The sequence below is a fragment of the Vibrio sp. N418 genome (genome assembly GCF_000222565.1).
GTDB classification, from domain to species: Bacteria; Pseudomonadota; Gammaproteobacteria; order Enterobacterales; family Vibrionaceae; genus Vibrio; species Vibrio scophthalmi.
In genome coordinates this window covers 1-11,211 of the sequence record NZ_AFWD01000045.1, presented here as the reverse complement: position 1 = coordinate 11,211, position 11,211 = coordinate 1, and the positions used below count along the sequence as shown (strand labels likewise).

Here is an 11,211-nt window from a genome sequence, read left to right as displayed (position 1 = left end):
GAAAAAGAGCTATTCGAGCGACGGTTTAATGGCGGACTTCACAGTAATGCAATTATGAGAGAAGTTCTCGCAGTGTCATGGGTGACTGATTAATACCTAAAGCCTGCGCTGCCGTTATGCCATCTTTATTTTGATAGCACAAATTATGCCATGCCCTGAATATATCCAACACAGGAAGTAGTCCTCCAGGGCGCAGTTTGCGACGTGGCTCATTAATAAAACTGTCAAACAAAAGTTGAAACCGTTGTTGGTAAAAAGCGGTTTGGCGAATAGAGGCTCGGCGGAGCCAATATTTTGGCTTATTGTGGCTTCCCGCTAAATAGCAAATCCCTTTTGCCATGTCTCCAGCATGAACAATTGCCCAGCGATCTCGCCACCAACCCATATGCACGATATCAATTTTATCGAGCGGAAAATTGTTGCCCCACTGACCATCTTCATCAACGTACATCAAGTCGATCGTTGCCGCGTGAATACGTGGTAGGCTAACACTCAATGCTGCTGACCTCAGTAATGGATCTTGCGGTAAGTAAATCGCCACTTTTCTTTGGTCGTTACACAGACTTAAAACATGCAGAAAATGCGCATACGAGGTGTATGGTGGACGAATTAGCGCGCCTTTCGATGGGTAATGAAAAGCGGTTAAGTTCCCCATCGGGTCTTCTACATTACCACGGGCAAGAATCGTCTGATATTGTTGATCGATTCGCTCACGCAGATTTCGGGCTGAAGTCGTATTTAGATTATTTGACTCTGAAGTGTGATCTCGAGAGACGAAACGAGCAGGACTAGAAAAAGGGTCGTGATCGCAGCTGCCAGTAGGTTCTTCTTGAGCAGAATAGTTCACGTGCTGACTGAGAATGTAGCCAGAATGTGCTTCGCCGGTCGCAATCCAATAGACACCATTGTTGCTTTTGCTCTGCAAAGGCATGTAGTGGGATGCGAGCTCGTATTGTTCTGCGTGGTTAACCCAACGTGCGTCAAACATCGCCAATTTACGCCGGCAACGGCTGGCAATATGATCGATATGATCATAGAAGGTTTTTGGGTTGATAGTCAGCTTGCGGCAAATTTCACGGACGGAATAACCCATAAAGAGCAACCCCAATAGGTTCTCTTGAAAGTTGAGTTTATGGTTGGCACCGGACCATTTGTCGACAAAAGTCGATTGACATACTTTGCAGCGATAACGTTGACGATCACCGCTATAACCAAAGGCATGGTAGAGCTGTTTATGACTATGGATGGATAATCCGAAATGCTCGCAATCTTTATTGCGACAAGCGGGCAGTCCTTCACAATGTAATTGTCTTAAACGGTGTAATTCATCAAGCACATCTTGATTGTTGAGTAGCGGAGGGAAGGCACCACATTCACGGCAAACCATCGCTGGACGCTTAGGGTTAGCATGTTGGACAACATAACGGTGTGCGTCGCTTAATCCAAAATTATCGCAGGCCAGTGTTTTACAGAAGTTCAGTTGACATAAGGTGTTGCCATGCTCGTCTGTGACAGCTTCGGGCAATTCAGAACCTTTGTGTGGATGCGATGTTGGTTTTATCACGTAATACCTAAAATTAAGGGGGCAAGGCTTTATCCACGACCAAACCTAATCAAGTAAATGACACCCTTCACACTTTATAACACGCCAATGTAATCAATGAAGTAGGATGTACTACAACGACATTTTCAACTTAAATTAATCAAGTGAACAGTCGGTGCTATGCCTCGTTGGGTCAGTTGCTAGATGCCACAATCCCCCCTCGGGTGATTAAAGCAGCCAGTCAGGCACTGGCTGTAAAACAAATTTAGATAGAAATTGCCGTTTCGAGTGCAACTTTCATCATGTCATTGAACGATTTTTGACGTTCTTCCGCGCTTAGTTTCTCGCCGCGAATGATATGGTCTGAAACCGTTAGAATCGTCAGTGCTTTTGCACCAAGATCCGCCGCGACGCCGTAAATACCTGCCGCTTCCATATCAACACCTAGAATGCCTAGTTTTTCCATTTTGGCGAAAATATCGGCTTCAGGCGTGTAGAAAAGATCCGCTGAGAATACGTTACCCACTTTCACTGGAACATTTTGCGCGCGCGCTTGGTTTACCGCCTCTTCAAGTAGACCATAATCGGCGATCGCAGCGAAATCGTGGTTGTTAAAACGAATGCGGTTTACTTTTGAATCGGTTGATGCGCCCATACCGATAACCACATCCATTAGGTTTACATCATCGCGCACCGCACCACAGCTGCCTACTCGAATCACATTTTTCACACCGTATTCTGCGATCAACTCGTGTACGTAGATGCAGCAAGATGGGATACCCATACCGTGTCCCATCACAGAAACAGGCTTGCCTTTGTATGTGCCGGTGTAACCAAACATATTTCGCACATCACACACTTGTTTGACGTCATCAAGGAACGTTTCCGCAATATATTTAGCGCGAAGAGGATCGCCTGGCATCAAAACAGTTTCAGCGAAATCACCAGGTTGAGCATTAATGTGTGGGGTTGCCATAGTCGTTACTCCGATATTTTAGGAAAGTTCAACCTAGTAATTACTAAAAGTGTTGAACCTCAATAAATCTGTTGAGGCAATACTAGCTAGATGCAGTAAGACTCCTTGAGAAGTATGTCACAAAAAGTCGTGCTAATCGGATTAATTTTCCTGTTGATAACTAATTATGTTGAAACTGGTAAGGCAATCGTTTTGCCGAACGATTGCGTCATTCGATTCCTTATTTATTTATCGATAGTATGATATTTCTGTACGAATTTAAATTTTGTACAACAATCGTTTTTGTGCTAATACTTATACGTGAAATAATTTTGTATACTCTGCTTGTGTGCATAACTTATTTGGTGACCTTTGAGATGTAAAGGGCGATTATTTAAAGAGGGAAAGGGTATGGAACAGGAAATCAAAATCGGTGTTAGTGCCTGTGTACTCGGTGAAACCGTTCGTTTTGACGGTGGACATAAATCGAGTCGATTTGTTACCAAGGAATTGGGTAATCATTTTAGATTCGTTCCCGTTTGCCCTGAAGTTGAATCTGGTATGCCAGTACCAAGGCCGACGATTCGTCTGATTTCAGATAAAGAACGTATTGCCTTGGTGGAAACAAGAGATGCAAGCAAGGATCATACTGACAGCATGTTGGCATTTTCTCGTCGTCGTATAGAACGATTACAAAACGAAGATTTATGCGGCTACGTGGTGTGCGCCAAATCTCCGACATGTGGCATGGAACGAGTAAAAGTGTATGGCAGTAATAGTGCTGAAAAGAGCGGTATTGGTTTGTACACCAAAGAGCTCATGACACGTATGCCTTGGTTGCCAATCGAAGAAGATGGCCGACTTAATGATCCGATATTAAAAGAAAACTTTGTGACTCGGGTGTTCTGCTTACACGACTTTTATCATTCGATGGATGGGAAGCCAAGTGCAGGTAAAATTGTGGCGTTTCATTCTCGTTACAAACTGACATTAATGGCGCACCATCCGGCCTCTTATAAAGAACTGGGAAAGCTCGTCGCACAAGTTGCAAATTATGCTATTGAAGAGTTTTATCAGCTCTACCGTGTTGGTTTGATGACCGCAATGGCAAATCGCGCCAGTCGAAAAAATAACACTAATGTCTTAATGCATATTCAGGGCTATTTCAAAAAAGCACTAGAAAAAAGTGAGAAAGCTGAGCTTTGTCAGGTGATTGACGATTATCGTCTGGGGGTTCTTCCTCTGCTGGCACCGCTAACGCTATTGAAGCACCATATGCAGCGCTTCCCTGATGAATATTTACAAAGTCAGAAATTTTTAAACCCTTACCCACAGGAGTTACGTTTACGCTATGGGCTGTGAAAATAAACTGTACGCAATTCGTGAAGTATCAGAGTTAACTGGGATTAAACCGGTGACATTGCGCGCATGGCAGCGACGCTACAATATTATTCAACCGCAGCGCACTGAGAAGGGGCATCGTTTATATACCTATGAACATATTGAGAAGATCCGAATCATACAAGGGTGGCTAGAAAAAGGCGTTGCGATTGGTAAGGTAAAAGCGTTACTTGATAGCGGGCAAACTCCTGAATTTCCGACAAGTGACGCGGATGTAGTGCTAGAAGAAGTGGAAACGACCTTAAGCGCACTAGCTCAACTAAATCGCCATAAAGCAGAAGCAACGTTATCGTTGGTGATTAAAGAGTATCCATTAGAGATCATTACCACTCGGTATATTCAACCCATCGTTGCCGCGATAGCACAGGTGAAAAAAAGTCAGCAAACATTGCAATCAGGTCTGTTTCAATCGATTTTGTTAGCACGGTTAACGTCAATTTTAGACGCTGAAAACAAGGCGGCTCGCAATGGTAAAGGCTTGGTGGTTAGTTATGATGCTATAGGCTCGACAGCTATGAGGTTATGGGCGTTAAAGTTAGTCGATCGAGGTTACAGCATTAGCTTTATCGAAGGCGTTGACGATATCAGTGGGTTGCAATCTAATACAGGCCTTGAGAACTATGCAATGGTTGCTGTGTTTGCTTCACAAGCGCCTGCTCAAGCACAGCTCACGCCAATACAAGCGCTTGCCAACGTATTAGGCAGTCAGTTTACCACTAGCCCATTAATCACCACGCTAATGAGTGCGTAAGGTTGATTTTTTAGGTTGATGTAAGCGGATTGAACGAACATCCAACGGGCAATGGCTGTTGATTAAGGAGTGTTGTTATGCAACTCATGTGGTTTCGCCGTGATCTACGCGTTGAAGATAATACGGCTTTGCAAAGCGCGATTAATACGCAGCAAGCCGTAATTGCGATTTACATTGCCACGCCTGATAGTTGGCGAAACCATCATCTTAGTCCAATTCAAGCGGATTTGATTTATCGTCGTCTATTTGAGTTACAGCAAGACTTAGCACAACTCAATATTCCCTTGCTATACATGGAAGTTGAAAACTATCAGCAATGTGTTCAGCAGGTGAGTGATTGTGCTCTGCGCTATGGTGCAGAGCGTGTGGTATTTAATCGCGAGTATGAGGTTAATGAACAAGATCGTGATGATTTACTACAGAGTCATAGCGAGATTGAAATTCAGGGTTTTGATGATAAGTGTTTGCTCCCTCCTGGCTCCGTACTCAACAAACAAGGTCAGTACTTTAAAGTTTTTACCCCGTTTAAACGTGCCTATTTAGCTGGTTTAACTGAAAATCTACCACCAGTGGTAAAAACCACCGCAGTACGAGACGATTCGACAAACATATTGGATATTAAGGCGGAGCAGAAAGAGTCGTATCCAGCACTTTTATCGACGCAAAGTGTTTTCTCGTATCCACGCGAATCGAGTGAGCGATATGTGGTTAACAGCAAAGCGATTCGTCAATTGTTATGTGAGTTTTGCCACGAGCGGGTCGATAACTATCACAACGATCGTGACAAACCAGCGCTAAACGCGACAAGCATGCTTTCACCTTATCTTGCCATTGGCGCTTTGTCGGTTCGACAATGCGTGGCTCGGGTTCTCTACTCTGCCCAAGCTCATCAGATAACCAGCCCCCTCTTGGGGGAAGGCATCCACACTTGGATCAGTGAATTGGTGTGGCGAGATTTTTATCAACATTTACTACACTTTGAACCAAAGCTCTGTAAAGGTCGCCATTTCGTTACGTGGACAGAAAAAATGCATTGGCCGGGGAGTAAACAACATTTAGCGGCCTGGCAAAAAGGGATGACAGGTTATCCGATTGTTGATGCCGCTATGCGTCAACTTAATCAAACTGGCTGGATGCACAATCGCTTGAGAATGGTCGTGGCGAGTTTCTTGACTAAGGATTTGCACGTTCATTGGCATCACGGTGAACGTTATTTTATGCAGAAGCTGGTGGATGGGGACTATGCGGCCAACAATGGAGGGTGGCAGTGGAGTGCTTCGACGGGGTGCGATGCTCAGCCTTATTTTCGTATCTTTAATCCGACGGCGCAAGGTGAGAGGTTTGATTCAGACGGTGATTTTGTTCGCCATTGGATCTCGGAGTTAAGCGCAGTACCTAACAAATACATTCACCAACCTTGGCGGTGGGAAAATGTCATTAGCTTGTCATATCCTAAACCAATGGTTGATCACAAAAGCGAAAGAGAGATAACCTTACGGCTCTTTCAAGATGCTAAGGATTTCCAATGATGCTGCGTAAGCTGCTCATATTATGCTGCTGTGTCAGCTCCACGGTTTTTGCACGGAGCTATGAGCTTCCCCCTCAAGACAGCAAGATTGTCGGTCGAACTCAATTTCACCAAATCAAAACAGGTGAAAGTATGGCTGATATTGCTAAGCAATACGACGTAGGTTTCTTAGCGTTGATGGCGGCTAACCAAGGTGTGGATCCTTTCTTGCCGCCGGTTGACTACGTCTTGACCATCCCAACGCAAGTGATCTTGCCGGATGTGAAACGTGAAGGTGTGGTGATTAACCTTGCCGAGTTGCGCTTGTACTATTTTGTTCCTGAGCAAAACGTGGTGCACATCTTTCCGGTCGGAATTGGACGCATCGGACGTGATACGCCAGAAATGGTGACTAAAATTAGCCAAAAAAGGCCTAATCCAACTTGGACACCACCGAACTCGATTCGTAAAGAATATTTAGCAAAAGGGGTAACTCTACCTGCGGTTGTACCCGCTGGGCCTGACAATCCGTTGGGTGAATACGCACTGCGCTTAGCTCACGGTGCAGGGGACTATTTAATTCACGGTACCAACAAAGATTTCGGCATTGGGATGCGAGTGAGCGCGGGCTGTATTCGAATGTCACCACAAGATATTGAATGGCTTTTTGGGCAGGTTGATTTGGGGGAGAAAGTTACCGTAATTAATGCGCCGGTGAAAATTAGTTTAGAGCCTGACCGAAGTGTCTATATTGAGGCTCACGAACCGTTAACGCGTAGCGATGGCAGTAAAACCGTGCTAGGCATACCACAAGAGCTAACATGGTGGTTGCAAGCAATGGATCAGCCTGAAGCGAAAGCTCGTGCGGTGATCTTGGCGCAAAATGGTGTGCCAGTAGAGATTGTGGCGCCTCAAGAACTAGAGTCTCCTCTGTAATAGCAAGATTACGCTCTGACTGTAAAGCGGTTACTACAGGGTGTTTGTAATTAAATTGTGAACAAAACTCGACATATCCTTTCTAAATCACCATCGTAAAGTGATAACGTGCAATGGTGATTTAGGCGGGAATTGTGGATAGTGAACATACATTACGTGAAAACATTTTGGCACTGCTGCTGGGCAGTGCTTTAGTTTCTTTAGGTGTTATCTTCTTTAATCATGTAGGTCTATTAACTGGTGGAACGGCTGGATTAGCTATTTTCATCACCAAAGTTAGCACCTTAAGTTTTGGCCAAGTTTTTTTCCTTATCAATCTCCCTTTCTATCTGCTCTCTGTGACACGCATGGGCTGGCGTTTTACCCTAAATACGTTTGCTGCGATCAGTCTAGTGTCACTTGCGGTTGACCATCTCTACCATGTTATTGAACTGAAACACATTATGCCTTTATATGCGGCATTGATCGGTGGCGGTCTAATTGGAACGGGGATGTTGGTTATTTTTCGCCACCGAATGAGTCTTGGTGGGTTCAGCATTCTGGCGTTATATCTTCAGGATCGATTTGGCATTCGGGCAGGTAAAGTTCAGATGGCATTAGATTGTAGCATCGTCGTGATGTCGATATTTATTGTCGATTGGCGGCTTATCGGTTTATCAATATTAGCTGCGATTATGACCAATCTTATTGTTGCGATGAATCATAAACCAGGACGATATCAACCACGCGCGAATAAAAAAGCGCCCACACGATAAGCAATCGTATGGGCGAAAAAGGGCAACAATTTGACATTGTTAATTGGAGATGTTGGCAACATCCTTATTCAAACTGTTATAAAGTATTCGCGATCTTTAGAATGACTTTGTAGCAGCGTAACCAACGATGCGTAACTTAACATTATCATTACGATTTATTAATCCTTAAAATCACAAAGATAATTTTCATTATTGCAAGCGACGTGCTACAGAGGCGTAGAGAATAGAGGAACGTGCTCAACGTTGAGCACGTTCGCTTAGGCATAGGTTATGCTTTCGTTGATGAAGCTTCACCAAATTGCTGTTGCGCCATTGCTTTGGCAATTTGTGGCGCTTGCCATAACGAAGGCAATAATACAAACGACACTGGCACTGCGGTGATGACAATGAATGACTGCAAGGCAGATATACCGCCGGAACCCATCGAAATCAGAGCAATCGCAACCAGACCCATCAAAATACCCCAAAAGGCACGCATTGCACCGCTTGGTTGCGTTGATCCTGTTACCACCACACTGATGGTGTAAGTCATTGAATCACCGGTCGTGACGATGAAGGTGGTAGTGAGAATCAAAAACAACACCGCGATGACCGATGGCATCGGTAGTTGATTGGTAATTGCTAGCAGGACTCCCGGTAGGTTAAATCCTTCGAATGCCGTTGAAATAATACCAGGTTCGGCCAACTCATAAGCAAGCCCTGAACCACCGACAATGCTAAACCAGAAGCAAGTGATCAGTGGTGCAATGATGGAGATAGAAAGAATCAATTGGCGAATAGTACGACCACGAGATATTCGCGCAATAAAGATCGCCATCATTGGGCCGTAACCAATAAACCAACCCCAGAAAAATACCGTCCACCAACTAAGCCAATCAGTATCGCCGCGATAGAGCGCCATAGGTACGAAGTTGTTGACCATTTTCGCCACGCCTTGCATATAGCCATCAATAATGAAGCTTGTTGGGCCAAATAGCAGGATGAAGATGATCAGTGCCGCGGAAAGAATAATGTTATAGCGGCTGATGAGTTGAATACCACGGCTCAGACCGCTAAGAGCGGATAAGGTATACATCGCGATGGCAAACAGTACCACCAAACTTTGCGTGATTAATGTATCTTGCACGCCAAATAGAGAGTTAAGTGCGTAGCTAATTTGCAGGCCAAGAAAACCAATCGGTCCAATGGTGCCAGCCGCAACCGCGATAATACAGAAAGTATCCGCAAGGGTGCCAATCCAGCCGTTGATCGCCTTATCACCAAAAATAGGGTACAGCAAAGTACGAGGCTGTAATGGCAAACCTTTATCGTAATGCAGGTGCATTAGGACAATTGCCGCTAAGCTTCCCAGAATCGCCCAAGCAAGGAATCCCCAGTGCAGGAATGACTGTGACAAGGCATTGAGTGCCAGGGTACGACCTTCTGCTTCACCATAAAAAGGAGGTGAAGAGACAAAGTGAGCAATCGGCTCAGCAGCAGCCCAAAAAACCCCACCGCCAGCAAGTAAGGTGCAAAGAACAATCGCCAACCATTTGAAGGTGTCGAGCTCTGGGGTTTTAAGATTACCGAGTTTAACGTCGCCTGTGCGAGCGAAGGCAAGATAGAGACCAATAATAAAGTTGGCCAGCAAAAGTATTTGCCAAAATGGGCCAAACCATTGAGTCACTTTAGAGAATCCAACTTGAATTACGCTGGATAGAGTAGGGGTATCGAAAACAGCAAGCAGTACGAAGAGAACGAGAAAGCCGCCACTTAACCAGAGTACTGGACTGGAGAAGGCGTTTACCGTGTTTGATGCATCACTTTGTTCGGGGGGATGAGAAGCAAGGTAATTTTCATCTGCTGATTTACGAGCAACAGATTGTGTCAAATTCGACATTGAGTGTTCGCTTTTATCGTCGTCAGCCGTTTAATTCAGTCTGTGTTGTGCGACATATTGTTGAGCTGATCGGTGAATTTTCCTCGTCTATTGCAGGGTCATTTTGTGACCTAGCAAAGGTTGAGGCTGTGAAAGGGGCGATATATTAACACATTTGAAGGTAGGAGGAAAATCGAGGTAAACGATAGGAAAAACGTTGCTCATCCCTGAGCATAGTGAATTATTTCATTTTAGCAGCAACTTCAAGCATTTGATCTGCACTCATGCCGGTTGTGATATGGCCAGTTGCGACACCTTGAACGGCTTGTTGAGTCGATAAGCCAGCTGCGGTTGCTTGTTGGATCAAATCACCGTTTAAACCATTGTTAGAACCAGCGCCGCCAGCAGCGAAAGCAGAAACAGAGAATACTGATAGAGCGATAATAAGTGCGTTTTTCATCATATTTACCTTTGACTGTTTATTGTGTTTTATTTTTGTTGGTCTATTTGATTTTTTGGTTGACGATGAATTAACGAACGGAGTTAACCATCTGCTCTGCGCTCATACCGGTTGTGATGTGGCCAGTTGCAACACCTTGCACCGCTTGTTGAGTTGACAGGCCAGCAGCGGTTGCTTGTTGGATCAAATCACCGTTTAAACCATTGTTAGAACCAGCGCCGCTAGCAGCGAAAGCAGAAACAGAAAATACTGATAGAGCAATAACAAGTACGTTTTTCATGATGTGTGACCTTATTGTTGAACTGTAATTTACGGGCAACCCCGTGTACAAAATTTATATTAATGTGATATTGGTCGCACTTACAGGAAATCCAGGGTTTCCATTTTGGAAATCTTTGTGATGCGCATCTCGTTTTTTTGTTGTTCGGTTATCCCATGCGTCATGATGACAGTGGAGAAGAGGTTTACGGTTGGTGACAGTTTGAAGTGACTGTGCGTCGTTGAGTGATGATCGAAGCACGAAAGATAAATGGAGGTATCAAGCAGAAGAATAAATTGAAGCGGCAGATCAGAAGATTGTTTAGAGCGAAAGCGAGCTCGTCCATGAGCGCTGCGAATTACTTAACGGCTTGAGTCGCTTCAAGCATTTGCTCAGCGCTCATACCTGCACCGATATGACCATTTGCGACACCTTGCGTAGCTTGTTCAGTAGAAAGGCCTGCCGCTGTTGCTTGTTGAATCAAGTCGCCATTTAAGCCGTTGTTAGAAACTGCGCCGCTAGCTGCGAAAGCTGAAACAGAGAATACTGATAGAGCGATGATGAGTGCGTTTTTCATAATATTTACCTTTTGTCTATTGGGTCACCGAGTATGACGCTAGTGTGTGTAGTTTGCGTTGAGCTATTTCTCTACAAAGTTACTCAGCGCTCATACCAGTAGTGATATGACCGGTTGCGACACCTTGCGTGGCTTGTTCAGTAGAAAGCCCCGCCGCGGTTGCTTGTTGAATTAAGTCGCCATTTAAGCCGTTGTTAGAAGCTGCGCCG

General features: G+C 44.7%; 11 protein-coding genes. 5 read left to right on the top strand and 6 right to left on the bottom strand.

Annotated elements, in window-relative coordinates; genetic code table 11:
• Nucleotides 1–52: 52 nt before the first annotated feature.
• Both RH86_RS08550 and deoD read right to left on the bottom strand, forming a co-directional pair.
• A complete protein-coding gene (locus tag RH86_RS08550) occupies nt 53–1,525 on the bottom strand; it encodes a lactate dehydrogenase (RefSeq protein ID WP_038219490.1) in 1,473 nt (490 codons plus the stop codon).
• 283 nt (nt 1,526–1,808) lie between these two features.
• On the bottom strand, nt 1,809–2,519 hold the full coding sequence (gene deoD / locus RH86_RS08545; RefSeq protein WP_005593468.1) for a purine-nucleoside phosphorylase: 711 nt from the start codon (nt 2,517–2,519) through the stop codon (nt 1,809–1,811).
• A gap of 390 nt (nt 2,520–2,909) precedes the next feature.
• Between deoD and RH86_RS08540 the strand changes: the two genes are divergently transcribed.
• The 5 genes from RH86_RS08540 (at nt 2,910) to RH86_RS08520 (ending at nt 7,848) form a co-directional block, all read left to right on the top strand.
• The gene (locus tag RH86_RS08540) at nt 2,910–3,860 is read left to right on the top strand and encodes a YbgA family protein (protein ID WP_009385946.1); all 951 of its coding nucleotides are present in this window, start codon (nt 2,910–2,912) and stop codon (nt 3,858–3,860) included.
• Nucleotides 3,850–4,650, top strand: a complete 801-nt coding sequence (locus RH86_RS08535) for a MerR family transcriptional regulator (RefSeq protein WP_009385945.1) — start codon at nt 3,850–3,852, stop codon at nt 4,648–4,650. The genes RH86_RS08540 and RH86_RS08535 overlap by 11 nt, the downstream gene beginning before the upstream one ends.
• Nucleotides 4,651–4,727: 77 nt before the next feature.
• Nucleotides 4,728–6,179: a deoxyribodipyrimidine photo-lyase gene (phrB, locus tag RH86_RS08530; RefSeq protein WP_009385944.1), complete on the top strand. Its 1,452-nt coding sequence runs from the start codon at nt 4,728–4,730 to the stop codon at nt 6,177–6,179.
• The gene (locus RH86_RS08525; protein WP_009385943.1) at nt 6,179–7,093 is read left to right on the top strand and encodes a L,D-transpeptidase family protein; all 915 of its coding nucleotides are present in this window, start codon (nt 6,179–6,181) and stop codon (nt 7,091–7,093) included. Before phrB ends, RH86_RS08525 begins: the two co-directional genes overlap by 1 nt.
• A 134-nt stretch (nt 7,094–7,227) precedes the next feature.
• Complete coding sequence (locus RH86_RS08520; RefSeq protein ID WP_009385942.1) at nt 7,228–7,848, top strand: YitT family protein; 621 nt, start codon at nt 7,228–7,230, stop codon at nt 7,846–7,848.
• 268 nt (nt 7,849–8,116) lie between these two features.
• Here RH86_RS08520 and RH86_RS08515 read toward each other — a convergent pair whose 3' ends face one another.
• The 4 genes from RH86_RS08515 to RH86_RS08500 form a co-directional block, all read right to left on the bottom strand.
• Nucleotides 8,117–9,727, bottom strand: a complete 1,611-nt coding sequence (locus RH86_RS08515; RefSeq protein WP_009385941.1) for a BCCT family transporter — start codon at nt 9,725–9,727, stop codon at nt 8,117–8,119.
• A 220-nt stretch (nt 9,728–9,947) separates the two neighbouring features.
• Complete coding sequence (locus RH86_RS08510; protein WP_009385940.1) at nt 9,948–10,166, bottom strand: hypothetical protein; 219 nt, start codon at nt 10,164–10,166, stop codon at nt 9,948–9,950.
• A gap of 70 nt (nt 10,167–10,236) precedes the next feature.
• Nucleotides 10,237–10,446 (bottom strand): hypothetical protein, encoded by a 210-nt coding sequence (locus tag RH86_RS08505; RefSeq protein WP_009385939.1) that lies wholly within the window; start codon nt 10,444–10,446, stop codon nt 10,237–10,239.
• 337 nt (nt 10,447–10,783) lie between these two features.
• Entirely contained in the window at nt 10,784–11,002 is a 219-nt protein-coding gene (locus RH86_RS08500; RefSeq protein ID WP_009385938.1) for a hypothetical protein, read from the bottom strand.
• Nucleotides 11,003–11,211: the final 209 nt, after the last annotated feature.

Bases quoted from the DNA above. Each gene is read 5' to 3' on its own strand.
- RH86_RS08535 (WP_009385945.1), top strand. From the start codon at position 3,850: ATGGGCTGTGAAAATAAACTGTACGCAATTCGTGAAGTATCAGAGTTA.
- phrB (WP_009385944.1), top strand. From the start codon at position 4,728: ATGCAACTCATGTGGTTTCGCCGTGATCTACGCGTTGAAGATAATACG.
- RH86_RS08540 (WP_009385946.1), top strand. From the start codon at position 2,910: ATGGAACAGGAAATCAAAATCGGTGTTAGTGCCTGTGTACTCGGTGAA.
- deoD (WP_005593468.1), bottom strand. From the start codon at position 2,519: ATGGCAACCCCACACATTAATGCTCAACCTGGTGATTTCGCTGAAACT.
- RH86_RS08510 (WP_009385940.1), bottom strand. From the start codon at position 10,166: ATGAAAAACGCACTTATTATCGCTCTATCAGTATTCTCTGTTTCTGCT.
- RH86_RS08525 (WP_009385943.1), top strand. From the start codon at position 6,179: ATGCTGCGTAAGCTGCTCATATTATGCTGCTGTGTCAGCTCCACGGTT.
- RH86_RS08500 (WP_009385938.1), bottom strand. From the start codon at position 11,002: ATGAAAAACGCACTCATCATCGCTCTATCAGTATTCTCTGTTTCAGCT.
- RH86_RS08515 (WP_009385941.1), bottom strand. From the start codon at position 9,727: ATGTCGAATTTGACACAATCTGTTGCTCGTAAATCAGCAGATGAAAAT.
- RH86_RS08505 (WP_009385939.1), bottom strand. From the start codon at position 10,446: ATGAAAAACGTACTTGTTATTGCTCTATCAGTATTTTCTGTTTCTGCT.